Annotated in this window: 21 protein-coding genes; 10 read left to right on the plus strand and 11 right to left on the minus strand. The window is 73.3% G+C overall.

Translation table 11 applies throughout. The features are described 5' to 3' along the window. Positions 1-147 precede the first annotated feature (147 nt). Together AC4OR8_RS14940 and AC4OR8_RS14945 are read left to right on the plus strand one after the other, a co-directional pair. A complete protein-coding gene (locus AC4OR8_RS14940) occupies positions 148-891 on the plus strand; it encodes a hypothetical protein (protein ID WP_492166352.1) in 744 nt (247 codons plus the stop codon). Between the two features lie 892 nt (positions 892-1,783). Then, on the plus strand, positions 1,784-2,455 hold the full coding sequence (locus AC4OR8_RS14945) for a hypothetical protein (protein ID WP_492166353.1): 672 nt from the start codon (positions 1,784-1,786) through the stop codon (positions 2,453-2,455). 24 nt (positions 2,456-2,479) lie between these two features. Here AC4OR8_RS14945 and AC4OR8_RS14950 read toward each other — a convergent pair whose 3' ends face one another. Together AC4OR8_RS14950 and AC4OR8_RS14955 are read right to left on the minus strand one after the other, a co-directional pair. Continuing rightward, entirely contained in the window at positions 2,480-3,463 is a 984-nt protein-coding gene (locus AC4OR8_RS14950) for a nuclease-related domain-containing protein (protein WP_492166354.1), read from the minus strand. A gap of 91 nt (positions 3,464-3,554) precedes the next feature. Next, positions 3,555-4,838, minus strand: coding sequence for a T3SS (YopN, CesT) and YbjN peptide-binding chaperone 1 (locus AC4OR8_RS14955; RefSeq protein WP_492166355.1), 1,284 nt, complete (start codon positions 4,836-4,838; stop codon positions 3,555-3,557). A 190-nt stretch (positions 4,839-5,028) separates the two neighbouring features. On the opposite strand from AC4OR8_RS14955, the gene AC4OR8_RS14960 reads away from it, so the two are divergent. After that, entirely contained in the window at positions 5,029-7,179 is a 2,151-nt protein-coding gene (locus AC4OR8_RS14960) for a hypothetical protein (RefSeq protein ID WP_492166356.1), read from the plus strand. A gap of 20 nt (positions 7,180-7,199) precedes the next feature. Continuing rightward, positions 7,200-7,859 carry an endonuclease gene (locus AC4OR8_RS14965; protein WP_492166357.1) on the plus strand — a complete coding sequence of 220 codons (660 nt, stop codon included), beginning with the start codon at positions 7,200-7,202 and terminating at the stop codon, positions 7,857-7,859. Between the two features lie 9 nt (positions 7,860-7,868). On the opposite strand, the gene AC4OR8_RS14970 is transcribed toward AC4OR8_RS14965, so the two are convergent. The 6 genes from AC4OR8_RS14970 to AC4OR8_RS14995 form a co-directional block, all read right to left on the minus strand. Next, positions 7,869-8,999 carry a WD40 repeat domain-containing protein gene (locus AC4OR8_RS14970; protein WP_492166358.1) on the minus strand — a complete coding sequence of 377 codons (1,131 nt, stop codon included), beginning with the start codon at positions 8,997-8,999 and terminating at the stop codon, positions 7,869-7,871. Continuing rightward, on the minus strand, positions 8,996-9,523 hold the full coding sequence (locus tag AC4OR8_RS14975; RefSeq protein WP_492166359.1) for a DUF4919 domain-containing protein: 528 nt from the start codon (positions 9,521-9,523) through the stop codon (positions 8,996-8,998). The genes AC4OR8_RS14970 and AC4OR8_RS14975 overlap by 4 nt, the downstream gene beginning before the upstream one ends. Next, a complete protein-coding gene (locus AC4OR8_RS14980) occupies positions 9,520-10,614 on the minus strand; it encodes a hypothetical protein (protein WP_492166360.1) in 1,095 nt (364 codons plus the stop codon). Before AC4OR8_RS14980 ends, AC4OR8_RS14975 begins: the two co-directional genes overlap by 4 nt. Further along, the gene (locus AC4OR8_RS14985; RefSeq protein ID WP_492166361.1) at positions 10,611-10,925 is read right to left on the minus strand and encodes a hypothetical protein; all 315 of its coding nucleotides are present in this window, start codon (positions 10,923-10,925) and stop codon (positions 10,611-10,613) included. Before AC4OR8_RS14985 ends, AC4OR8_RS14980 begins: the two co-directional genes overlap by 4 nt. A gap of 123 nt (positions 10,926-11,048) precedes the next feature. Then, entirely contained in the window at positions 11,049-11,510 is a 462-nt protein-coding gene (locus AC4OR8_RS14990; protein WP_492166362.1) for a hypothetical protein, read from the minus strand. A gap of 199 nt (positions 11,511-11,709) precedes the next feature. Next, complete coding sequence (locus tag AC4OR8_RS14995) at positions 11,710-12,345, minus strand: TetR/AcrR family transcriptional regulator (RefSeq protein ID WP_492166363.1); 636 nt, start codon at positions 12,343-12,345, stop codon at positions 11,710-11,712. Between the two features lie 175 nt (positions 12,346-12,520). Here AC4OR8_RS14995 and AC4OR8_RS15000 point away from each other — a divergent pair, with 175 nt between their 5' ends. Continuing rightward, positions 12,521-13,975, plus strand: a complete 1,455-nt coding sequence (locus AC4OR8_RS15000; protein WP_492166364.1) for an MFS transporter — start codon at positions 12,521-12,523, stop codon at positions 13,973-13,975. A 102-nt stretch (positions 13,976-14,077) separates the two neighbouring features. Here AC4OR8_RS15000 and AC4OR8_RS15005 read toward each other — a convergent pair whose 3' ends face one another. Both AC4OR8_RS15005 and nrdR read right to left on the minus strand, forming a co-directional pair. Beyond that, a complete protein-coding gene (locus AC4OR8_RS15005; RefSeq protein ID WP_492166365.1) occupies positions 14,078-16,996 on the minus strand; it encodes a vitamin B12-dependent ribonucleotide reductase in 2,919 nt (972 codons plus the stop codon). A 198-nt stretch (positions 16,997-17,194) separates the two neighbouring features. Beyond that, positions 17,195-17,695, minus strand: a complete 501-nt coding sequence (nrdR, locus tag AC4OR8_RS15010) for a transcriptional regulator NrdR (RefSeq protein ID WP_492166366.1) — start codon at positions 17,693-17,695, stop codon at positions 17,195-17,197. 444 nt (positions 17,696-18,139) lie between these two features. On the opposite strand from nrdR, the gene AC4OR8_RS15015 reads away from it, so the two are divergent. Beyond that, positions 18,140-18,511, plus strand: a complete 372-nt coding sequence (locus AC4OR8_RS15015) for a hypothetical protein (protein WP_492166367.1) — start codon at positions 18,140-18,142, stop codon at positions 18,509-18,511. 203 nt (positions 18,512-18,714) lie between these two features. On the opposite strand, the gene AC4OR8_RS15020 is transcribed toward AC4OR8_RS15015, so the two are convergent. Continuing rightward, complete coding sequence (locus AC4OR8_RS15020; RefSeq protein WP_492166368.1) at positions 18,715-19,032, minus strand: LysM peptidoglycan-binding domain-containing protein; 318 nt, start codon at positions 19,030-19,032, stop codon at positions 18,715-18,717. Between the two features lie 387 nt (positions 19,033-19,419). Here AC4OR8_RS15020 and lexA point away from each other — a divergent pair, with 387 nt between their 5' ends. The 4 genes from lexA (at position 19,420) to AC4OR8_RS15040 (ending at position 25,168) form a co-directional block, all read left to right on the plus strand. Continuing rightward, the gene (lexA, locus tag AC4OR8_RS15025) at positions 19,420-20,145 is read left to right on the plus strand and encodes a transcriptional repressor LexA (RefSeq protein WP_492166369.1); all 726 of its coding nucleotides are present in this window, start codon (positions 19,420-19,422) and stop codon (positions 20,143-20,145) included. A 183-nt stretch (positions 20,146-20,328) separates the two neighbouring features. Continuing rightward, the gene (locus AC4OR8_RS15030) at positions 20,329-21,969 is read left to right on the plus strand and encodes an MXAN_6640 family putative metalloprotease (RefSeq protein WP_492166370.1); all 1,641 of its coding nucleotides are present in this window, start codon (positions 20,329-20,331) and stop codon (positions 21,967-21,969) included. 101 nt (positions 21,970-22,070) lie between these two features. After that, the gene (locus tag AC4OR8_RS15035; protein ID WP_492166371.1) at positions 22,071-23,831 is read left to right on the plus strand and encodes an alkaline phosphatase D family protein; all 1,761 of its coding nucleotides are present in this window, start codon (positions 22,071-22,073) and stop codon (positions 23,829-23,831) included. Further along, positions 23,831-25,168, plus strand: coding sequence for an alkaline phosphatase family protein (locus AC4OR8_RS15040; RefSeq protein WP_492166372.1), 1,338 nt, complete (start codon positions 23,831-23,833; stop codon positions 25,166-25,168). Before AC4OR8_RS15035 ends, AC4OR8_RS15040 begins: the two co-directional genes overlap by 1 nt. Positions 25,169-25,230 lie beyond the last annotated feature (62 nt).

Below are 25,230 nucleotides of genomic sequence, written 5' to 3' on the forward strand. Positions count from 1 at the left end.
GAACGCTGCGGGGGCGCCGTCCCGACCCCAGGGGGCGTCGGCGTATTCGGCGGTGCCGCCGTGCTCGCCGTACAGTTGGAGGTGAGGGAGCCGGGGCACGGCGCCGCGCGACCACGCTCGACACGTGCCAGCTCCAGTTCGGACGTCATGACCACCGAGACGACGACCCCCAGCCACACCGACCTCGAGGACGACCTCGAGACCCAGGACGCCGCGCCCCGGTCGACCGACGAGAGCGCGACCGACGAGACCGCCGACGTCGAGACCGCGGAGCTCGGGTCCGAGTCCGACGAGGCCGACGAGGCCGACGAGACCGAGACCGACGAGTCCGTCGAGGCCGAGGCCGTGCCCAGCGAGCCGGTCACCGCCGCCGAGGGCGAGGACGTCTGGGTCGCCGCCGCGCGCCCCGTGCTCACCGAGATCGCCGGCACCTACCACGGCCTGATCACCCACACCGAGCTCGCCGCCCGCCTGCAGGCCGCCACCGGCGTCCGCACCCGCAGCAACCCGAGCAACTGGATCGGCCGCGTGCTGGCCCGCACCGCCGCCGAGGCCCGCGAGCACGGCGAGCCGCCGCTGACCTCGCTCGTGGTGCACGCGGTGCACGGCACCGTCGGCCCCGCCTACGACGAGGTGCTGCGCCTCGACGAGCGCGACCCGATCATCAACGAGCTGGCCCGCGAGAAGCACGCCGCCGCCGCCCGCATGGACTGCTACCGCTGGGCCGACGCCACCCTGCCCGCCGACGGCGGCAACGCCGCCCTGTCGCCGCGCTACGACATGGTCGTCACCCGCGAGCGCCGCAAGAATCGCGAGGAGGCGCAGCCCGACATCTGCCCGACCTGCTTCATGGCGATCCCGCCGACCGGCGAGTGCGACAACTGCGGCTGAGACGCTCCTGACCGCGCTCGGTCGCCTGGGCCGTCCGGCTCAGCCGTCGCCGATGGTGATGGCCACGGTGGTGCCCTCGGCACCACCGTGCCGGCTGCGGGCTCGGTCCCCGTGGCGTAGTGGGGGAACGCCACCTGCGGGGCCCGGCCCTCGAGCCCGGCCCGCGCCAGGCGGGCACGGGCCCGGCCCACCGGGAGGCCCAGCGGGACGTGCGGCACGGTGGTCCACCCCGTCGGGAGGCGGGCCAGGCTGTCCCGCAGGCGACGTACGCCGGCCTGTGCCTCAGGGCCGACCACCCGCAGCCGCAGCACCACGCCCCGCAGCGACACGGTCTCGGTGCACGAGCGCCGGCCCCGGGTGCACGATCCGCCGTTGCTGAGCACCAGTCCGGCGTCGGAGCGCACCCCGAGGTCGAGCGACCAGGACGTGGCGCTCGCCCCGGACAGCCTGGTCGCCACCTGCACCGACGAGGCACCCCGCACCACGCGGCGCTCGCACCGGGCGTCGCGGGGCACGTCGGCGCGCACCACCAGCCCGGTCGACGACGAGCAGGTGGCGTCGGGCCACGACCGCGGCACGGCGACCACGACGTCACGAGCACCCACCCACCGGTGTCCCGCGGGTGGGGCCGGCAGCGGCGTCCGCTGCGCCTGTGTCGTCGGCGCGGCCGCCGAGCTCGTCGCGCCGGGCCCGGCCGCCCCGGGGTCGGCGCGCAGACCGCCGTCGGACTCGCCCGGGCCGGCGCAGCCGACCAGGGCCAGGGTCGCCGCCACCACCACTGCCGTGCGCCACATCTGTCCTCCTGGGGTCGTCCGGTCGGACGTCGGCGGGGCCCGTGGGGTTCCCCGCCGGCCCGCCGGCCCTCGCCGGGCCGCTCGGTACGGTGGAGGGGATGACCGCACCGGGCTCGACGCGCAGGGCAGCGGGCGGGGCAGCGGGCGGGTCCACCTCCCGTCGGGCGGCCGCGGCAGGCCTGGCCGCGCTTGTCCTGGCGGCCTCCGGGTGCGCCGGCGACACCGCCCCCACCTGGCGGGTGCCCGACGGTGACCTGTGCCAGCGCCTGGCCGCCGCCGACCTGGCGCGAGCGGCGTACGACGTACGGGCGGTGCGGGCCCGCTCGACCAGCTCCTTCGACCCCGACCTGCCCGCCGACAGCGCCACCTGTGAGCTGGTGGTGCCGCCCGGCGGCTCGCGTGGCGAGGGCGCGATCGGTGCGACGGTGACCGTGGAGACGTTCCGCGGTGCTTCGCCCGACGAGGCCTACGACCTCGCCGGCGACCTCAGCTTCGCCAACTACGCCGGTGACGGCAGCGGGCTCGTCGTCCGTGACGACCCGGTGGCGGGCTGGTGGGAGCGGGGCGAGCGCCGGGTCGGCACGTGGTCGGCCGACCGCGGCCGGGGGTACGCCGCGAGCGACACCGTGGCCGACGGCGACCTGCTGGTCAGCGTCGTGGTCACCCAGGACGAGGTCGCCTCGTCGGCTGCCGACACCCGCAGCGCCGCGCACGAGGCGCTGGCCACCTCCCTGCTCGACCGGGTGCCCGAGGCGCTCGGCCGCGGCTGAGCAGCAGCCCCCGACCGACGCCGTTCAGGGAGCCGACGACCTCACGGCGCCGGCGTCCGGCCCCGGACGGACGCCGGTCGGCGTGCGGTCGCGCGGTCTCTCGCTCGGGCCGGCGGGAGACGGGCCGTCTGCCGGGCGGGCCCGCTGCCGGTCGCGTCGATCGGTCTCGGCGGGGCTGGTGGGCTCGCGCGGAGACGGCACCGGGACGACCGTGTCCACGCTGCCGGCGACCTCCCGCACGGCGGTCACCCCGCCGGCGATCAGGAGCAGGGCGAGCACGAAGCGGCTGACCCCGGCCCCCACCGAGCCGTGTCCGCTGCGGGCGGACACCGCCCGCCGGTCCGATCCCGACGACCGGGCGGATCGGGTGGTCGGCGTGGGCCGTCGGGGTGCGTCCTCGGCCACCGTGCGGCGGCGCACGGTCGCCCCCGAGTCGGCACCTCGACCTGCATCGGCCGTTCCGGCGCGGGGCAGCGCGGTGAGCGCGTCGCGCACGGCGGCGGTCTGCGCGGGGCCCAGCACGACGGGGCGGGACAGCAGCATCTCGACGAGGGTGGGGGTGGAGCAGGTCATCACGTCGCGTGCCCATCCGGCGACGCGGTCGTCACGGACGAAGCACAGCACCGGCACGGTGTGCTGCGGGGACAGGTGAGGAGTGGCCAGGCTGACGGCGATGGCGGCGTCAGCGGCCGCGGCCACCTCGCGCTCCCGCTGGTAGCCGTTCTGGCGCAGGACGTCGTCGCGCACCTCGATCGTCCCTGACCAGTTCTTGCTGTCGATGACGAACACGCCACCGGGGCCGACGACCACGTGGTCGACGTTGGCCGCGCGGCGTCCGGGCCACCGGATGTCGTGGAACACCGCCCACGGCGCCGGCAGGTCGGCGAGCGCGGTCGCCGTGGCCCGCTCCCCGGCGGCGCCCTTCTCCCAGCGTTGCGCCGACACCTCGAGGCGCCGGATCTTCTCCCGGTGCCGGCGAGCGACCTCGTCGGCTGACTCCCCTGCCACTGCCGGCTCCCGCTCCGTGTCGACGTCAGACGCCCACCTCATCGGCGGGCGGAGGATCGACCTGAGCGTTCGAGGCGAACCACGCGGCAGGTCAGCCCCAGCGCACCTCTCCGTCGAGGTCGAGCGTCTCGAGGCCCGGCTCGTCGTCGGGGAGCAGCGAGAGCTGGCGCTCCCGCGGCGCGCGGGCGGGCGTGGGCCGGGTCAGGCCCGTGTCGTGGCGGCGGGCCTCCCGCCACACCACGAGGCGCAGCGTGCTGCGCAGCGCGCGGAGGAGCTCGGGCAGCGGGACGCCGGCGGGGTCGACCGTGCCGGCGCGCAGGCCCACCAGGTGGGCCACCAGCAGCTTGCGGTCGTGCCCGAAGAGCTCGGCGAGCAGCTCGGGGGCGACCGCGTCGTCGACCATCAGCTCGGCCACCGCGGTCATCGGGGTGGCCAGCGTGAGGTCGACGACGCCCGGCGCCGGCTCGTCGGACTCACTGGGCGGCTGGAGGAACCGACGTCCGCCGAGGCGGGTGACGGTGTCGCGGGCGGCGTCGTCGAGCTCGGAGCGCATCCGGGCCAGCAGCATCCGCAGCTGCATCGGGGCGAACGGCAGGGCGATGAGGTCGTGGCCGAACTCGATCTGGTCGTCGACGGCCCGCAGCTGCAGGTAGGGCAACCGCGCCGCGAGCAGGGCGACCTCGCGCAGGGCGGCCTGGTGGTCGGGCAGGTCGACGGCCAGCCAGCCGAACAGCCGCACCACCGGTGCCTCGTCGAGCACGCGGACGAACACGGTGGACAGGCCCATGCCGATGCCGACGTCGCCGTCCTCGTCGTGGTCCAGCGCGGGCGTGCCGAGCACGTCGCGCAGCACGTCGTCGACCATGTCCTGCAGGTGGGCCGAGCCCTCGGGGACCGTCGCGAGGGGCTCCGCCACCTCGACGTCGGGCTCCTGGCCGGCCGCGGCTTGGAGCCCGGTCAGGTCGAGGTCGCACTCGAGGAACGCCGGGTCGAGGCAGCCGTAGACCTCCACCAGCGTGGTCACGCACAGCGCGGCCAGCTCGTCGGCCCGCGCGCGGGGCAGGTCGAGGTGGAAGTGGGGGGACCCGTCGAGCTCCTCGCCGGGCGGGCCGGTGGGCGGGAGCCAGCCGAGGCCGACCAGCCGCTGCTCGTCGGCGCTCGACAGCTCGAAGCGGGCGTCGAGGTAGGCGTTGCCCACCGCCTCCGCGCGCACCATGCCGGCCCCCCAGCCCTTCAGCTGCACGTAGGGCGCGGCGGCGTCGACCTCGCCCTCGGTCTCCACCTCGAGGAAGACCACCTCGTCGTCCTCGATCTCGGCGAGGCGGTCGCCGAGGCGTCGGCGCAGCTCGCGCCACGGTGCGGTCAGCGGGGTCAACGCAGCTCCGATCTCGACGTCCGGTCGACGGGTGTCTGCCGGTGCGACCGACGCTAGGCACGACCACCGACAGTCCTGTCCGACGCCGCCAGGGCCGTGGAAACGCCCACGTCGCGGGGGCGGGCGGTGCGAGGATGCGGCCCGACGACCGGCGGTCGGCGTCCACGACCCTTCTCGGGAGGAACGCACGATGCGAAGCACCCTCGTCGCCCTGACGACGACCCTGACGGCGACCTTGGCCCTGGCCGGCGTCACGGTCGCGGCGACCGCCGCGCCGCCGCCCGGTGCGGCGCGTCCCACGACGTCCGGGGCGCCCGGTCCTGTGGGGGCCACCGACCCGGCCCTCGTCGCCGACCTGGCGGTCGAACGCCTCAACGTGCGCGACCTGCCTGACGGGGCGCAACCGCCCACCAGCAGCTTCGTCCTCTCGGCCGAGGTCACCCGCAACGGCGTCTTCTACCTCGTCCCGAACGACGGGCTCTACTCGAGGCGCCTCGGCGAGCCCGGGCCGTTCGTTCACGCACCCCGCCGGTGGACCCGCTCCGCCAGCAGCACCCTCACCTCGAGCGGCACCGGGGACTACGTCGCGATCGCGCAGACGGTCTCCACCTCGGCGTCGACCGTCGAGGCACGGGTCGAGGTCGCCACGCTCGAGTCGACGGCGTTCGAGCCGACGACCCCTGCGGTACTGCCGCGCGTGCGCACCGACAGCCACGCGGGCGTCGTCGCCGCCGCCGCCGGCGACGACCTGTACCTCGGCGTCACCGAGGGCGCACTCGAGGGCCCTCGCACCGCGACCTTGCTGCACAGCACCGACCGCGGCACCACGTGGGAGCCTCCCGTCGACCTGCTCGCTGCGGCCGGCGCCCCCGACACGGGCCGCCGTCCGACGCTCTCCCTCGCCGCGGAGGGCGGCGCGGTGGGGGTGGTGGTGCGCGACCAGGCCGCCGGCACGCCCACGTCGGCCGGCACGCTGGTCACCAGTGCCGACCGGGGCCTGCGCTTCTCCCCGCCCGTGCGGCTCGACCACCTCACGCCGCCCGCCGCCGAGAACGGCCTCGCGGTCGCTGCCACCGACGGAGCCACCGTGCGCGCGGCCTGGATGCACCGCACCTCGGTGGACGGACCCGCGATGCCCCTCAGCGTCGCCGTGCCGGCAGGTCGTTCGGACGACGCCGAGCCACCCGCACCCATGGCGGTCCCGACCACCCCCAGCGCCTCGGCGCCGGAGGTGTCGACCGAGGTCGCGCTGGAGGCCCTGGGCTCGACGTACGCCGTCCAGGTCGCCGGCGGCCGCCTGCACACCCTCGACCCCGATGGCGTGTGGCGCCACCCGATGGTGCTCCCGCAGCCGGTGGAGTCGAGATGCACGTCCTGCCCTCCGCTGATGCCCGCGGCCGCCCACGGCGATGTCCTCGTGTTCCGTGGCCTCGGACGCTTCTCCACCTGGTTCGTCGATCGCACTCCGCCCACGGCCCGGGTGATCGAGCCCGGCGAGGGGGCGCGGGAGCAGCGGGTCGCGGTGGCGTTCGAGGACGACGGCCTGCTCTCCTCGACCACCTCCTGCACCGTCGACGACGTGGCGGTGCGGGTCGAGATCACCCGCACGACCGGTTCGTGCACCAGCCCGGCACCGCCCGGCGGGCCCCACCGGCTCGTCGCCACGGTCGTCGACGGCGCCGGCCACGCCACCACGGTCGAGCACGCGTGGACGACGCCGACACGGGGCGTCGTCCGCTTTGCATCGGCCCCGAGCCGCTGGGCCCAGCCCGGTCCCCACCGCTACCGGTGGGACCTCGACCCGGCCGGCGGCGTGACGAGCCAGGAGGTCACCACGTCGGTGACGGCGGGGACCACGACGAGCTCGACCCGGGAGCTCGACGCGGCCACCCGGTCGACGAGGGTGCGTCTCCGCCCCGGGACCACCACCTGTGTCCGGGTGGCGGCCTCCGGTCCGTCGTACCGTGCCGGCGGTCCAGCGACCTGCACGAACGTCGCAAGCGACGACAGCAGCCTCCGCGGCGGCGGGCCGACGCTGCGCGACCCTCGGTGGACCGGCGGCAGCGCGACCTCCCTGCGGTCCGGCGCCGTCGCCCGCGCGGCCAACCCGCATGGCCGGCATGCGGTCTCGACCTGGGCCGTGCGGGTGCTGACCTGCCCCGACTGCGGGAGCCTGCGAGTGGAGCACGGCGGGGCTCGACGGGTGGTCGACCTGCAGGCGCCACGCGCCGTCGTCCGCACGCTCCTGGTGGGCCCGCGCCGACACAGCAGCAACGCCGGTCTGGTGCTGCGCGGCTCGGGCGGTCGGGTCGTGGTCGACTCCTACTGGGTCGAGCGCTGAGCGACGGGTACCGATCGTCCATGAGCGAGCGACAGGTGGTGGCGGCCCTGCTCGAGCGCCACGGCACGACGTACGCCGAGGCGGCCGGGGTCGACCTGGCCGACACGCCGGCCCCGCTGTGGCAGCTGCTGGTGGTGAGCCTGCTGATTTCCGCCCCGATCAGCTCCGACATCGCCGTCGCCGCCGCCCGCGAGCTCTTCGCCGCGGGGTGCACGACGGCCGACCGCACCCGCGCCACCACCCGCCAGCAGCGCGTGCGGGCGCTGGGCCGCGCCCGCTACCGGCGCTACGACGAGCGCACCTCCACCCAGCTCGGCGCGCTGGCCGACCGGGTGCGCGACGAGTACGGCGACGACCTGCGCCGGCTCCGCGCGCGCAGCGAGGGCGTCGACGACCTCAGCGCGGCGCTGCAGCGGTTCACCGGCATCGGTCCCGCCGGCGCGTCGGTCTTCCTGCGCGAGGTGCAGGGCGTCTGGCCCGACGTCGCGCCGTACGTCGACCGGCTCGCCGCCGACGGCGCGGAGCGGCTGGGCCTGCCCCGCTCCGCCGCTGCGCTCGCCGCGCTGGTCGGGCCCGCCGACCTCCCCCGCCTGGTCGCGGGGTGCGTGCGTGCGGCGCGCGACGCCTCCGTGGTCGACGACGTCACGGCCCGGGCGGCTCCGGACGGGACGGACGGCTAGAGCGGACGGCTAGGGCGACGGCTCGGCCGGCAGCTCGAACGTGAGCTGCTCGGCGCCGGTCTCGGCGTCCCAGGCGCGGAACCCCTGGGTGGCGGTGCCGGTGTAGAGCGCGGCGCCGTCGGGCGACCACAGCACGGCCCGCGCGAGGTCGTCGTGCCCGGGCAGGCGCAGCGGCTCCCCGTCGTCACCGTCCCCGCCGGCGCCGAGCGGCTCGACCACCACCTCGCCGCCGTCCTTCAGCGCCAGCGCGACCCGGGTCGAGTCGGGCGAGACGGCGAGGGCGAACACCTCGCGCGTGCCGGGCAGCGGGTCGAGCTCGTCGAGCGACTCCGGGTCCCAGCGACGCACCTTGGCGACCCCGTCCACCGCGCGGGTGGCGGTGACCAGGGTGGCGCCGTCGGGCGAATAGGCCACCGGGCCCTGCGGCTCGTCACCCAGGACGCCGACGGGCTCCGCGGCCCCGACGTCCCACACCTCCACCGGCGCCTCGGTGCCGGCGACGGCGAGGCGGGTGCCATTGGGTGAGAACGCCAGCGCGTCGGGCGACGGGCTCGCCGTCTGCAGCACCGCGACCTCCTCACCGTCCGGCACCGACCACAGCCGCACCGTGCCGTCGTCGGCGGCGCCGGCCAACAGGTCGCCCTCGGGGCTGAACGCGAGGTCGGAGAACCCGCCGCCGACGGTGTCGGTGGCGTCAGCGGCCCCGGGCAGCTCCGGACCGGGCAACGACACTATGTCGTCGCCGGACACCAGGTCGACGAGCCGCACCACCGCGCGGTCACCGTCGACGTCGTCGACCGCCCAGGTCCGGAAGTCGGGGGCCCAGGTCACCAGGTCGCCGCCGTCCAGGCTCGGCTGCAGCGTGCCGTCGTCGGTGCTCCACGTGCACACCTTCTCGCCGCACCCGGCCGCCAGCAGGGCACCGTCGGCCCGCAGCGCCGCGCCGTCGGGATCCACCCGTACGCCGGGCACGCGCACCACCTCGCCGGCCGGCGGGTCGCTACCGTCCGTGCTCGGCGCGGGACCGGGGGTGGGCTCCTCGTCGGTGGCGTCCGACCCGCAGCCGCCGAGAGCGAGCACCGCGGCGAGCACCACCCCGGCGGCCCGGGCGGCCCGTGCGGCTCGGGTCGGTGGCGTCACGACGCCCCGCGCAGCAGTGAGACGTCGAACCACGCCTCGCCGCCGTCGGTGAGGCGGTGGTGGTCGAGGGGGCGACCGTCGCGCACGACGTAGCGCTGCTCGCGGGAGGTGAGGCCCAGGGCCCGCAGCACGTCGTACTCGTCGTCGACGCGCAGCACTGCCCAGGGCCGCTCGGCGCTGCCGTCGCCGGTGGCGCGCACGGCGTCGAGGGAGAGGGAGGCGGTGCGCCGCTCGCGCCAGGCCGCCGGCTCGTCGCCGAGGCCCTGGTGGGCCAGTGCCAGCAGGCCGTGGGTCGAGGGGCTGAGGAAGGCGCCGGGCAGGTGCGCCCCGACCAGTCGGAGCACCTCCGCGTGGTCGCCGCTCGCGAGCAGCGCGCGGGCCTGCGGGAGGAAGCCCAGGTCGGGGGTCCAGCCGCGGCTGCGTCGTACGGCACGGCGCAGGGCGTCGAGGTCCGCCAGGTCGCGGCTGCGCGCATAGGCGGTGGCGAGCTCGGCGACCGACGGCGAGGCGGTGGTGGCGCTCACCGGGCCTCCTCCCGGAGCCGCTCGAGCTCCTCCGGGGTGAGGCCCTCGAGGTAGGCCTCACCGGCCTCGCGGGCGTCCCGTTCGACCGGCTGGTCCTCGTACCCCTGGAAGTCCTCGGCCGGGGTGACGTAGTTGTCGCCCTCGAAGTTCTCCGCCCACTCCTCGACCTCCTCGCGGGTCACCCCCGGCGGCGGGTCCCACGGGTCGTCCTTGGCGCCGAGGCCGATGAGGAAGTCGTCGAGCGGGCCGGGGTCGGCGTCGCGGATGTTCTCGTACTGGGCCGCGTGGCGCACCTCGTGGGCGACGGTGTCGATGAGGTGGGGGTTGTCGAGGTCGTTGGAGTCGAGGCGCAGCACCTTGTCGTCCTCCGACCACGACCCGTAGGCGTCGGTGTTCGGGTCGTCGTCGACGCCGTCGCCGTCGGCGTCCTCCAGGTCCTCGATGCGCACCTCGAAGTCCTCGATGCCGTACTGCTCGGCGATCTCCCGCGCCATCTGCTCCAGCACGGCGCGACGCTCGTCGTCCGACATCTCCGCCCACTCGCGCTCCACGATGGGGTCGACGTGGCCCTGGGGTCCGGCGTTCTCGAAGGCGTCGTCGGGCCGGGCGGCCTCGAGCGCGCTGTCGACCTCGTACGCCGCCGTCAGCACCTCCTCGATGCGCGCCACCAGCGCCTCGACCAGGCCCTGACGCTGCTCGGTCCACGCGTCGGCCTGCCGCGGGGTGTCGAACGTGCGCGGCGGGGCGATGTCCGTGACAGTGCCGCTGCTGCTCACCGAGAGCTGCTGGCCTGCGGCGTCCGACACAATGTCGGCGGCCAGCCGCTCGATGGCCTGCACCCGTCCCTCGGCGGCGTACACCGCGCTGACGTAGGCCCGAGCCCCCTCGAGGTGGGTGTCCATCTCCTTGACCAGCGCGGACTGCTTGACCGCGGCGACCATGCGGGCCGCGCCGAACCACGACCCCGGCAGCGCCTCGTCGCGCACCGCGTCGCTGCTGCGCTCCAGCACGTCGAGGTCGGCCTTGAGCGCGTCACCGGCCCCGCCGAGCGCGGCGGAGTCCCACCGCGTCACGTCGCCCCAGCTGGTCACCCGCCACCGCCGATCCCGGGCAGCAGCCCGTTGAAGAACCCGCCGGTGCCGGCGTCGACCGCCGCGGCGTCGGCGGCCAGCGCCTCGATGGCCTCGGCCAGCTCGTCGACCCCGTCGGCCCAGCCCGACACCCCGTCGGCCCACGCCGAGCCGAGCTGCGGCGCCGTGGTGGCCGTCGTGGTGCCGGGCAGGGCGGCGGCCAGGGCCGTCATCGCCTCCGAGCAGTCGGCCCCCCGCGCGTCGGCGGCGGCCGAGCCGGTGGCCCGGCTCGCCGCGCTCATGTCGCTGGGGACGACGGCGAACTCCGACATGGCTGCCGGATGCCCGGTGTGGTCGGCGGGCAAACCTCAGTACCCCGGCCGTCGTCCTCACATACCCCGCCGACACGCGCGCGGTTCGCGAGTCCTGTCGACCATCGGCAGTGGTGCGCAGGGTCAGTAGCCGAAGATGTGGACGGCTCGCACGTTGGTCTCGTTCCCCGGCACGAAGAAGGTGTCCAACCGCCTGACTACAGAGTTGTACTCCTTCTTGGGCGTCATCGTCGGGTTGTGACGCAGAGCCTGCGGCACCATGAGGAACAGGTAGTCCGCGTGCCGACACAGATGGCACTTCCAGAAGTCGAGCAAGTCCATGTTGTTCGTCGTCGTCTTGCCGCGTTCGACCTCGAGCAAGATGCCGCTGTCACCCACCGGGCGGTAGTAGTCGGGTCGCAGTCGGTTCTCGTACTCGCGAAACAGGCCCTGCGCCTCGCTCGCGAAGCCCAGCTCGGCAGCGAAAGGGAGAAAGCTCGCCTGAACTTCGGCGCTGGACATGCCCGGCAGGTTGGCCTCGTGCATGAGCTGCAGCGCGTCGTCGGTGTTGAGATGCGCCAGCAGCCGATCGCTGATCTCACCCACCGCTTCATCGTCAGCTCGGTGGTCGAGGGACTGCTGGGCGAAGACAGTTCGTAGGGTCGGCACGGCGCCGAGCTTGTGTCATACGCTCCCTTCAGGAGCCAGCTTCACCAATTCGTGACCGGACACCGGAGACCGGGCGCCGGGGTGGGCTATCTGAGCTGGGCCCACTCAGCCGTCAGCTCGTCATGCGCGTGTGGGTTCAGGCCTCCGCCTGCAGCCGCAGTCCCGCCAGGATCAGGTCGAGTCCGGCACGAAACTGGTCGGCGTCGTCGTGGGTCGCGAACTCGTCGGCGATGTGGTGGACGAACGGGTAGGCCTCGGCGTCCAGCGCGCGCCACTCGTCGGCCCAGTGGGCGATGTACTCGTCACGGCCGACCTTGCCCTCCACCACCTCCTGCGGGGGTTGCTGCCCCATGTCGGCCGCGGTGCCGACCACGAAGCCGATGACGGCCGATACGGCGTGGAACCGCTCGCGCGGTGTCAGGTCCAGGCGGAGGGTCTGCTGACCCAACCGGTCGTAGAACGCCAGCCCGTTGGGCTGCACCCCGGTGTCGCGCATGAAGTAGGCGCCGAGCCACGGGCGGTCGGCCACGGCGTCGAACAGGGTGACCGCGATGGCCCGGATCGCATCGATCGGGTCTTCCCGCCTGGTGAGCCCGGCGATGTCGGCGAGCACGTCGGCCAGCACGTGGTCCGCCGCCCGGTCGAGCAGCTCGTCCTTGCTCGAGACGTACCAGTAGATGCTGCCCACCCCGCCCCCGAGTCGTGCCGCCAGCGCACGGAAGGTCAGCGCCCCCTCCCCGGCCTCGTCGAGCAGCGCCACGGCCTCGGTCATCACGGCCTCCATCGAGTGGGAGGCCCGTCGTCGCGGGCCGCCCGGACGCGCGTCGCGGTCGGCAGATGGCGGTGGCATAGACCCGATTTCATCACACCTTGCCCGCAATCGAACGTTGTTCTATTGTCTCGAACATTGTTCGATGACCGAACGCCGTTCGATGAAAGGATCCTCCATGTCCACCACCGCTCCGATGACCACCACCCCCACCTATGCGTCCCTGCGCGCGGCCTGGATCCCCCTGGCCGCCCTGTGCCTGGCCTTCTTTGTCGAGATGGTCGACAACACCTTGCTGACGATCGCGCTGCCCACGATCGGCCGCGACCTGGGGAGCGGCACCACGGCGTTGCAGTGGGTGACCGGCGCCTACTCCCTGACCTTCGGCGGGCTGCTCCTCACCGCCGGGGCCGTGGCCGACCGCCTGGGCCGCCGCCGCGTGCTGCTCGTCGGGCTCGTGGCGTTCGGCGCGATCAGCGCCTGCGTCGTCGCGGTGGGCTCAGCGAGTGAGCTGATCGCACTCCGCGCCGCCCTCGGTCTCGCGGCCGCGGCCATGGCGCCGATCACCACCTCGCTGATCTTCCGCCTCTTCGAGGACCAGGCGCTGCGGATGCGCGCGATGACGGTGATGATCGTCGTCGGCATGTCCGGTTTCGTCCTGGGTCCGTTGCTGGGCGGCACGGTGCTGACCCACGTCCGGTGGGAGTGGCTGCTGGTGGTCAACGCCCCGATCGCCGTGATCGCCTACATCGGGGTCCGGTTCGGGGTGCCCGCCGACAGGCCGGAAGACCTCACCGACGACGCGCTCGACCTACCCGGCGCCGTGCTGAGCATCCTTGCCATCGGCCTGGCGTGCTACTTCCTCACCAGCGGCGTCGAGCACGGCTGGCTCTCCGCTGCCACCATCGCCACGGTCGTCGGCGCCGTTGCCGCGGCTACGGCGTTCGTCCGGCACGAGCGCCGCAGCACGTCACCCATGCTCGACCTGGGCGTGTTCTCCCACGGCACCGTGCGTGGCGCCGCCATCGCTCAGGTCGCGACGTCGATCGCCATGGCGAGCGTCATGTTCGGCCTGATCCTGCACTTCCAGTACGCCTACGGCTGGAGCCCGGTGCGGGCCGGGCTCGCAAATCTGCCGCTGATCATCACGATGATCGCTGCGACCCCGATCTCCGAGTGGCTCGCGCGCCGACTCGGCCACCGGTACGCCTGCCTGATCGGCGCCGGCCTCGTCGCCGGCTCGCTGGCGGGGCTGTCCTGGAGCGTCAGCCACGGGTACGCCGCCATCGCCGTCAGCATGGTCGTGATGACCGTCGGCCTGCGCACGGTAATGACCATCTGCGCCGTGGCCCTAATGGAGGCGATGCCGGGCAACCGCACGTCGATCGGCGCGGCGCTCAACGACACCGCCCAGGAGGTCGGCACCAGCGTCGGCACCGCCGTCGTCGGCACCATGATCGCCGCGCTGGTCACCACTCAGCTGCCGGTCGGCACCTGGAACAGCGACCTCGTGGCCACGTTCTTCCACGGCGAACAGATCACATACGCCGTGCTGGCCGTGGTGGTGGGTCTGCTCGCCGCACTGGGGGCCTCCAGCCTCACCCATTCCCGCACCGCCGACGAACCGCACTGATCGAGCCGAGCCGCCTGGCTCACCGGCGAGACGATCACCCGTTCACCGCAACTACGACGGGCCCGACACCTCGAGGTGTCGGGCCCGTCGCTGGAGCTGGTGTCAGCTGCAGCCGGAGGTGCTGCCGCAGCCCTCGCAGACATAGCAGGAGCCGGCGGGGCGCATCTTGGTGCCGCAGGTGAAGCAGAGCGGGGAGTCGATCGCGGTGCCGGTGATCTTCTCCATCAGCTCGGCGGAGGTGTGGGCCTCCTTGGCCGGCTGCGCCGGGACCTCACGCTGCGAGGCGCCGGTCGTGTCGTGGGTGACCACACCCTCGACGGTGTCGGTCTCGGGCTCGACGACCGGGGCGGAGGCGACGGGCGCGTCCTCGATCAGCTCCGCGGCACCACCGGTCTCCTCGACGGGCTCGTAGGAGCCGGTCTCGAGGTAGCGCTGGCGCTCGTCGGCGGAGTAGATACCCATGCCCTGGCGCTCCTCGTAGGGCAGGTAGTCCAGCGCCAGACGGCGGAAGATGTAGTCCATGATCGACTGGCTCATCCGCACGTCGGGGTCGTCGGTGAGGCCGGCCGGCTCGAAGCGCAGGTTGGTGAACTTTGAGACGTAGGTCTCCAGCGGCACGCCGTACTGCAGGCCGATGCTCACCGCGATCGAGAACGCATCCATCACGCCGGCCAGGGTCGAGCCCTGCTTGCCGAGCTTGAGGAAGATCTCGCCCAGCTCGCCGTCGTCGTGGGCACCCGAGGTCATGTACCCCTCGGCACCGCCCACGGTGAAGGAGGTGGTGCGCGAGACGCGCGACTTCGGCAGGCGCTTGCGGGTGGGGGCGTAGACGACCTTCTCGACGACCTTGGTCTCGACCGGCGCGGTCGGGGCGTCGGCGGCCTTGTTGGAGTCGGTGCCCTTGTTCTCGCCCTTGCCCGACGACATGGGCTGGCCGACCTTGCACATGTCGCGGTAGATCGCGGTGGCCTTGAGGCCGAGCTTCCACGACTGGAAGTAGACGTCCTCGATCTCCTCGACCGTGGCGGTCTCGGGGAGGTTGACGGTCTTGGAGATCGCACCGGAGAGGAACGGCTGGCAGGCCGCCATCATCCGCACGTGGCCCATCGGCTTGAGCGAGCGGGCGCCCATCGCGGTGTCGAAGACCTCGTAGTGCTCCTGGCGCAGGCCGGGGGCGTCGATCACGTGGCCCTCGGCGGCGATGTGGGCGACGATCGCCTCGACCTGCTCGGGCTGGTAGCCCATCTTGCGCAGGGCACGCGGGATGGTCTGGTTGACGATCTGCATGGAGCCGCCGCCGACCAGCTTCTTGAACTTCACCAGCGAGAAGTCGGGCTCGATGCCGGTGGTGTCGCAGTCCATCATGAAGCCGATGGTGCCGGTGGGCGCGAGCACCGAGGCCTGCGCGTTGCGGAAGCCGTGGGTCGCGCCGAGCTCCTGCACCTGGGCCCAGGCGGCGGTGGCCAGCTTGTGCACCTGGCCGTCGGCGAGGTGGACCGGGCGCACAGTGTCGTTGGCCGCCTGGTGCTTGCGCATGACCCGCTTGTGGGCGTCGGCGTTGCGGGCGTAGCCGGCGTAGGGGCCGACGACGCCGGCCAGCTCGGCGGAGCGCTTGTAGGAGGTGCCGGTCATCAGCGAGGTGATGGTCGCGGCCATCGCCCGGCCGCCGTCGGAGTCGTAGCCCAGGCCCATCGCCATCAGCAGCGCGCCGAGGTTGGCGTAGCCGATGCCGAGCTGGCGGTAGTCGCGGGTGGTCTGGCCGATCGACTCGGTCGGGAAGTCGGCGAAGCAGATGGAGATGTCCATCGCGGTGATGATGAACTCCACGGCCTTCGCGAACAGCTCGCCGTCGAAGGTGTCGTCGTCCTTGAGGAACTTCAGCAGGTTGAGGCTGGCGAGGTTGCACGAGGAGTTGTCGAGCGACATGTACTCCGAGCACGGGTTGGACGCGGTGATCCGGCCGGTCTCGGGGTTGGTGTGCCAGTCGTTGATGGTGTCGTCGTACTGCAGGCCCGGGTCGGCGCACTCCCACGCGGCGGTGGCGATCTTGCGCCACAGCTCGCGGGCGTCCACGGTCTCGATGACCGAGCCGTCCTTGCGCGAGCGCAGGCCGAACTCGGTGCCGTCCTCGACGGCGCGCATGAACTCGTCGGAGACCCGCACGGAGTTGTTGGCGTTCTGGTACTGCACCGAGGTGATGTCCTCGCCGCCGAGGTCCATGTCGAAGCCGGCGTCGCGCAGCGCGCGGATCTTGTCCTCCTCGCGCGCCTTGGTCGCCACGAACTCCTCGATGTCGGGGTGGTCGACGTCGAGGACGACCATCTTCGCCGCGCGGCGGGTGGCGCCACCGGACTTGATGGTGCCGGCGGAGGCGTCGGCGCCGCGCATGAACGACACGGGGCCCGAGGCGGTGCCGCCGGAGGAGAGCAGCTCCTTGGAGGAGCGGATGCGGGAGAGGTTGAGGCCGGCGCCGGAGCCGCCCTTGAAGATGAACCCCTCCTCCTTGTACCAGTTCAGGATCGAGTCCATGGAGTCGTCGACGGAGAGGATGAAGCACGCCGAGACCTGCTGGGGCGAGGGGGTGCCGACGTTGAACCAGACCGGGGAGTTGAACGAGAAGTACTGGTGGACCAGGAGCCAGGTCAGCTCGTGCTCGAAGACCTCGGCGTCGGCGGGGCTGGCGAAGTACCCGTTGTCCTCGCCGCCCTTGCGGTAGGACGTGACGACCCGGTCGACGAGCTGCTTGAGGCTCTGCTCGCGCACGTCGGAGCCGACGGCGCCGCGGAAGTACTTCGTGGTGACGATGGTGGAGGCGTTGACCGACCAGAAGTCGGGGAACTCGACACCCTTCTGCTCGAAGACGGTCGCGCCGGTCTTCCAGTTGGTCTGGACGACGTCGCGGCGCTCCCAGGTCAGCTCGTCGTAGGGGTGCACGCCGGCGGTGCTGAACACCCGCTCGAAGCTGAGGCCCTTGCCTGCGGACGCGGCTCCGGTCTGGGCGCCGCTCATCGTCTCGGTCATTCGGTTGGTCTCCCTGGTTCGGCGGTGCGCGGGGCGCGGTGTGTGGCGTGCGGGGGGTGGCGCTGCGGTGGTGCGGGGGGCGACGTCCATGGTCGCGGCGACCACCGACAGTCACGGGGTCGCGTGGGCGGGCCCCGGGGAAGAGGTGGTGCGCCCGGCAGGTGGCTTCCCCACCACCTGCCGGGCGGTCTGTGGGCCCTACCCGGTGGGGGCAGGGGTGGGCGCGCCGTCGACCAGCTCGGTGAGCTGCTCGGCGCGCTGGGTGCGCAGCTCGGCGATCTCGGCCTCGAAGTCCTCGGCGGACTCGAAGGCCTTGTAGACCGACGCGAAGCGCAGGTAGGCGACCTCGTCGAGCTCGCGCAGCGGCGCGAGGATGGCCAGGCCGACCTCGTGGGCCGGCACCTCGGCCTGGCCGCGACCGCGCACGGTGTCTTCGACGGCCTGGCCCAGGCAGGCGAGGTCGTGCTCGGTGACCGGACGGCCCTTGCAGGCCTTGCGGGCGCCGGCGACGGCCTTGTCGCGGTGGAACGGCTCGGTGGCACCGGAGCGCTTCACCACGGCGAGCTGCATGAGCTCGACGGTGGAGAACCGCTCCTTGCACTCCAGGCACTGGCGACGTCGACGGATCGACCCGCCGTCCTCGGCCACGCGGGAGTCGAGGACCTTGGTGTCGGCGTGGTGGCAGAACGGGCAGTGCACGACGGGTCCTCCTCTCCCTCATTGGCGGCCCCGCACCGACCCGACACCCCGTGGGGGTGTGCAGTCGGTGTGGATAACCGGGCTCTTCCTGTGTAGAACACGCTTCGACCTGTGGGGCTTCCACCCCTGGCCTGTGCACTAGATGTGGATAACTACACCGGTGTAACTACTAGATGTAGGGAACCGTACGCCCGTCGAGGGCAGGGCGCAACCTGTTCGGCGAGTCGCGCGCCGGGCGTTTCGCTGCCGCCGCAAAGCCGCAGGTCAGCGCGCCGCGGACCGCTCGCCCGGCGGTCCGGACAGGTCCGTCACGGGCGTGTCGCGGGCGTCCAGGCCGCTCCGCCGGGCGGCCGAGCGGTGGTGGCGGGCGCGACGCCTCCTGATCTCCCGCTCCGACCTGCGCGTCCCGCTGCGCCGGGCGGGCACGTCGGACACAATGACCCGGTGAGCAGCGCGGGGAGACGAGCAGGCTCGCGCCGAGCCGCCAAGCCGCCCCGCACGTTCCAGCCGCGACTCCTCCTGCTCGCCCTCGCCGTCACGCTGTCGGTGGTGGCGTGGGGCTACCTCGTGTACGCCGCGATCGACTTCGGCACCACCGCCCGCGACGGCGACGTCCGCGCGTGGTGGTTCCTCGCCCTGGCCTCGCTAGGGGCCGTCGCGTGCCTGTTCGTCGGACTGGTGCTCGTCGCCCGGTTGTTGCGGGCGCTGGGGATCACCGCTCCCCCGTCCGGCGGGTCGCCGGCCTCGGGGGACGACGCGGACGACGCGGACGGTGGTCCCGCCACTGCTCCTGGTGGGCGGCGGGCCTCGCGCTGAGGCCTGGTCGTCGGTTCGGTGGTTTCGAGACGCTCGCTGCGCTCGCTCCTCAACCACCGAGCGCTGCGGTCGTTGCTCGCTCCCGGGGGACAGGAAAGGGGCAGGCCCGATGGGCCCGCCCCTCGTCTTCCCCAGCTCACCAGCCGGGGTCGAAGCGGCTGGTGAGGTCAGTGGCCGGGCGCGTGGCGCTGCCGGCGGGTGGATCAGCTGGTGGGGACCCGCAGCTGCTGGCCGGCGATCACCAGGCCGCCGTCGAGGTCGTTCAGGGTCTGGATCTCCGCGATCGCCCCACGCAGGTCGCCGTCGGCGGAGGTGGCGGCCGCGATGTCCCACAGGGTGTCACCGGTGCCGACGGTGATGACCTCGGTGGGCTGGGCCTGGGAGGTGGCCACGGAGCCGGCGGCCAGCCAGACCCCGACGGCGAGCACGACCAGCAGGGAGAGCGTGAACACGACCAGTCGGCCGCGGCGGGTCAGCCGCACGGTCGGGGCGTGGACGGGGTGCAGGGTCATCGTGCTCATGGGGACCTCCTGGGGAAGTGGCGGTCGGCCTCGGGTGGGGCTCGGTCGGTCACGCTGATGTCTAACGGGCGCCACCGACAGTCCTGGCGGACCGCCTGGAGTGGCCGAGTCGACCACACGTTCGATCGAACACATGAGCGAGAGTAGATCAGGTGTTCGACACCGCGCAAGGGTCCAGACGAACGGATGTTCGACCGGATCCGCGCCGGCGACGGGGACGGGCGCGACACGCCGTTCGAACAGGTGTTTGAAGTCGCCCGGCGCGACTGGCAGGGTGAGGCACGTCGCCCCCGCCGGGCGACGCACGACCTCCACCCGGACCCACGCACCCGGGCGGGGCACGAGGACCGGGCCGGCGCCAGCCGTGCCGGAGCAGAGAGGTGGACGATGGCGACGAACGAGGTGGGGGGCACGGTGTCCGAGTTCCCCGAAGGTGCTCCCGACGCGACGGGCCTGACCCCGCGCCAGCTGCGCGTGCTGGCCACGATTCGCGACGCGATCGAGAAGCGGGGCTACCCCCCGAGCATGCGCGAGATCGGCAACGCGGTGGGGCTGACCAGCACCTCCAGCGTGGCCCACCAGCTGAAGGTGCTCGAGGAGAAGGGCTTCCTCAAGCGCGACCCCAACCGCCCGCGTGCGCTCGAGGTGTTCCTGCCGGAGGTGCTCGCCGCACGCCGCTCGATCTCCGCGGCGGAGGAGTCGTCCTTCGACGAGACCGGTGTGGGCGACGCGATGCCCGCGGCGACGTACGTGCCGGTCGTCGGCCGCATCGCCGCCGGTGGCCCGATCCTGGCCGAGCAGCGGGTGGAGGACGTGTTCCCCCTGCCCAAGCAGCTCGTCGGCGACGGTCAGCTGTTCCTGCTCGAGGTGTCGGGTGAGTCGATGATCGACGCCGCGATCTGCAACGGCGACTACGTCGTCATCCGGCAGCAGCCGACCGCGAACAACGGCGAGATCGTCGCCGCGATGATCGACGGCGAGGCCACCGTCAAGACCTTCCAGCGCAAGGACGGCCAGGTCTGGCTGCTCCCCCACAACGACTCCTTCGAGCCCATCGACGGCACCCACGCCACGATCCTGGGCAAGGTCACCGCGGTCCTGCGCCGCGTCTGACCCGCTCCACCGGGGCCCACCGCTGCGGGCCCCGTCCCGCTCCGGGGCTGCCCCACCCGCGTCGCGCCGGGCCCGTCGGACCACCGACGGGCCCAGTGTCGCGTGCGGATCCGCCGAGTCGGCGCTGTCGGTGACGCGTGAGACGCTGGACGTCCTGCTCGTCCCCCACCCCCGGGAGCCCGCGTGCGTCGCACCCCCTCCGTCCTGCTCGCCCCCCTCGCCGCCCTCGCCCTGGGCGCGGGACTGCTGGTGCCGGCCGCGGCCGACCCGGTCGACGCCCCTGCTGGCGGTGCAGCGAGCGAGGCCGTCGAGGTAGTCGGTGAGGCGACCGGCGAGGTGACCCCGGCCCAGGCCGCGGAGGCGCTGGAGACGGTCGAGGAGCTCCTCGACCCGGACGCGACCCCGGCGACCGACCCCGACGTCGAGGCCACCGAGGCCCTGCGTGACCTCGCCCGCAGCCTGCCCGCGCTGTCGCCGACCGACCGCGCGACGGCGCGCAGCTACCTCGCGCGGCCCAGTGACGGCACAGCCGACCCGTTTGGCTCCGGTTACAGCGCCAGCGCTGGCGAACCCGGTTCCACGTGCAGCACGAACGTCTGCGTGCACTGGGTCGAGCGCAGTTCCGACAAGGTGGCAGACGACGAGGACGTCAGCACCGTGCCCGCCTACGTCGACACGACGCTCGCCACGTTGCAGAAGGTGCACGACACCTACGTGGCCGCGGGCTACCGGGCCCCGAAGCCCGACGGCGCCAAGGGCGGGAGCCCACTCACGGACGTCTACCTGGTCGATGTGGGTGGCGACAGCATCTACGGCTACTGCACCTCCGACCGGGCCATCCCCACCGGGGAACGCGCCGCTGACGTGCCTGCGTACTGCGTGCTCGACAACGACTTCCGCTCGGGCCAGTTCCCGGCGCACACCCCGCTGGAGAACCTGCAGGTCACCGCGGCCCACGAGTACTTCCACGCCGTGCAGTTCGCCTACGACGCCGACGAGGACGGGTGGTTCATCGAGGCCACTGCCACCTGGGCCGAGGACGAGGTCTACGACGCGGTCGACGACAACGTCACCTACCTGCGCTCCGGTCCGCTGGGCCGACCGCGGGCCTCGATGGACGGTGACAGCGACCTGCGGGTATACGGCGACTGGATCTTCTTCCGCCACCTCACCGAGGCGCTGCCCGCCAGCACCGGCGAGCTCCCCTCGCTGGTCCGCCGCGCCTGGGAGCGCGCCGACAGCGCCGTCGGCGGTCCCGACGAGTACTCGGTGCAGGCCGTGGCCGGTGCGCTCGGCGAGCGGGATGTCGCACTGCGCGACGCCTACGCCCGCTTCGCCGCCGACAACCGACGCCCCGGCCTGGCCTACGAGGAGGGCTCCGCGCAGCGCTACCCCACCGCCCCGCTGTGGCGCAGCGCCACCCTGTCGCCGACACAGCGCTCCACCGGGCGCCGCACCGTGCGCCTCGACCACCTCAGCAGCGCCACCCACCGGTTCACCCCCGGTGCGGGCCTCGACACCGGGTGGAAGCTCGCGCTCACGCTCGACCTGCCGGTGAGCGCCCGCGGCACCGAGGTCGCCCTCACCGTCGTGCCGACCAGCGGTCGGCCGACCACGCGGCTGCTCCGGCTCGGCGCCGACGGCGACGGCCGGGTCAACACCGGCTTCTCCGCTGCGGCCGTGCGCCAGGTCGAGGTCACCCTGGTCAACGCCAGCAGGCGCTACCGGTGCGGCGTGGCCCCCGAAGCGGGCTTCTCCTGCCAGGGCCGCTCGCGAGACGACGACCTGCGCTTCACGGTGGCCGGCCGCGCCGTCCGGGGCTGAGCCCCCGCCTGGTCACGGCGTGCCGGTGGCTCCCGGGTGAACACCTGGTGGCCACCCGCCTGCGGCCATGACGCGGGTGACGGCGCGTCGTTGAATGGATCGTGACCACCCCTGACCGCCCCTCCTCGTCGCCCGCCGACGCCCAGGTCGACCTGCGACCCCATCGACGCACGCTGCTCGCCACGGGCGCAGCCGGTGCCGTCGCCGTAGGCCTGCCCGCCGCCACGACGACGGCCGGTGCCACGGCGTCCGAGCCCGACGCTCCGCTCCGTGCGGGTGGCCGGGTGTTCCGGCACGGCGTGGCCTCGGGCGACCCCACGCCCGACGCGGTGGTGCTGTGGACCCGGGTGACCCCCACCGTCGCGGCGACACCGGGCTCGGGCCGCGGCCCGTCGGTGAGCGTGCGCTGGGAGGTCGCGACCGACGACCGGTTCCGCAGGATCGTGCGCCGCGGGCGGGTAGGCACCGGCCCGGGCCGTGACCACACCGTGAAGGTGGACGCCACCGGCCTGGAGCCGGCGACCTGGTACCACTACCGCTTCGTCCTGGGCGACCAGGTCAGCCCCACCGGGCGCACCCGCACCGCCCCGGCCCGCTTCGCCAAGCCCGGCAACCTGCGCTTCGGCGTGGTGTCGTGCGCGAACCTGCAGGCCGGGTACTTCGCCGCCTACCGCGGGCTGGCGGAGCGCGACGACCTCCACGCCATCCTGCACCTCGGCGACTACCTCTACGAGTACGGGCCCGGCGAGTACGGCATGGGCAACGACAACGTCGACGTCCGGGCGCACGTGCCGGCCCGGGAGATGGTGTCGCTGGCCGACTACCGCCAGCGTCACGCCCAGTACAAGACCGATCCCGACCTGCAGGCCGCCCACGCGCGCTACCCGTGGATCGTGACCTGGGACGACCACGAGGTCACCAACGACCAGTGGCGCAAGGGCGCCGAGAACCACACCCCCGGCACCGGTGAGGGCGGCGAGGGCGACTACCTGCGCCGTCGGGCCCGCGCCCACCGCGCCTACGACGAGTGGATGCCGCTGCGGATGGACGGCACCGCCGACCTGCGCGACGGCGCCCGCCTGTTCCGCCGGCTGCGCTTCGGCTCGCTGCTCGAGCTGAGCATGCTCGACCTGCGCACCTACCGCGACCAGCAGGTCGCCACCCCTGCGGTCGACCCCGCGGTCAGCGACCCCGACCGCACCATCACCGGACGCCAGCAGATGGAGTGGCTGAAGGACTCCCTGAGCCGCGACCACCGCCCGCAGTGGAAGCTCGTGGGCAACCCGGTGATGATCGCGCCGGTCACGTTCGCCGACCTGCCCGACGACCTGGTGCAGCCGGTCAACGACGTCACCGGGCTGCTGCCCAGCGACGGTGCGCCGTACAACGTCGACCAGTGGGACGGCTACACCGACGACCGCCGCGAGGTGTTCCAGCACCTGCGCGACCACCAGGTGAAGAACACCGTCTTCCTCACCGGCGACATCCACTCCGGGTGGGCCTGCGAGCTGCCGCTCGACCCGTCGACCTACCCCGCCGTCGGCGACTCCGTCGGCGTGGAGTTCGTGTGCACCTCGGTCACCTCGAACAACCTGAACGACATCACCGGCACCCCGCCGCGCACCACTTCGCTGGCCGTGGAGGAGACGATCAAGGCCAACAACCGCCACATCAAGTACCTGAACTTCGACGACCACGGCTTCTCGGTCCTCGACGTGACGGCGAAGCGGGCGCAGATGGACTGGTTCGTGATCGGTGAACGCGACGACCGGGACACCCCCATCACCTGGTCGGTGTCGTACGCCACCCCGGCCAACAGCAACCTCGTCGAGCGCGTCGACGCTCCGGTGGGTGACGTCTGATGTGCGGCTCGACGCGCCACGACGGCGCCTGCCCCACCACCGACGTCGCCGGTGCCGACCGGCCCTTCGCCCGCGGCCTCGCCCAGGCCCGCACCGGACGGCGCACGATGCTGACCGCCGGCGCCTCCGGCCTGCTGTTCTCCAGCCTCGCCGGGGCGGCGTCCTCCGCGGCCGCCGCGGCCGCCAGCACCCGCAAGCGCGCCTACGTGCTGGTCGTCGACGGGTGCCGTCCCGAGGAGATCGAGAGCGGCCTCACCCCCAACCTCCGCGCGCTGCGCGACGCGGGCCTGCGGTTCCCGCGGGCCTCGTCGATGCCGGTGATGGAGACCATCCCCAACCACGTGATGATGATGACCGGCCAGCGGCCCGACCGCACCGGCGTGCCCGCGAACGCGATCTACGACCGCGAGCTCGGCGACATCCGCGACATGGACCGGCCCTCCGACATCCGGGTGCCGACGGTGATCGAGCGGCTCAACCGCAGCGGCCTGACCACCGGCACCGTGCTGTCGAAGGAGTACCTCTACGGCGTCTTCGGCGAGCGGGCGACCCACCGTTGGGAGCCGATGCCGATCATTCCCGTGGCCGGCTACGCCCCCGACGTGGCGACCATGCAGGCCACGCTCGACATGCTCAAGGAGTTCGACCCCCACCTGATGTTCGTGAACCTCGGCGACATCGACCGGTTCGGGCACTCCGACCTCACCGGCACCACGCTGGAGCTGGCCCGTCGTACGGCGCTGGCCTCCACCGACGCGCTCGTCGGGCAGTTCGTCGACGAGCTCAAGTCGTCGGGTCGCTGGGAGCACTCGATGGTCGTCGTGCTCGCCGACCACTCGATGGACTGGTCGACGCCGACCGACGTGGTGTCGCTGCAGGCGCCGCTGGAGGCCGACCCGTTCCTGGCCGGCAAGTTCGTGATCGCCGACAACGGCGGCGCCGACCTCGTCTACTGGACCGGCCCCGCCGGCCAGCGAGCCGAGGCCGTACGTCGCATCCGCGCGATCGCCGACGAGGTGGAGGGCGTGCTGAAGGCCTGGGACCGCCGCGCCGAGTGGCTGCGGCTGGGCCCGGAGGCCGGTGACGTCGTGGTGTTCTGCCGCGCCGGCTGGCGCTTCAGCGACCCCGACCCGATGACCTCGAACCCGATCCCCGGCAACCACGGCCACCCCGCCACCCGGGCGATCCCGTTCTTCGTCGGCGGCGGGCACCCCCGGGTGCCGCGGCGCCAGGCCTCCTCGGCCCACGCTCGCACCATCGACGTCGCCCCCACGGTCGCGTCGTTCTTCGGGCTCGCGTCGGGCTCGCGGCTCTACGAGGGGCGCGCCCGGGTCTGAGTGCGGGCCGCGGAGGTCTCGGCGACGCTGGTCGCCGGCGCTGCTGGTTGCTCGACCGGCGC

This window comes from Nocardioides sp. FY1077 (assembly GCF_058681775.1).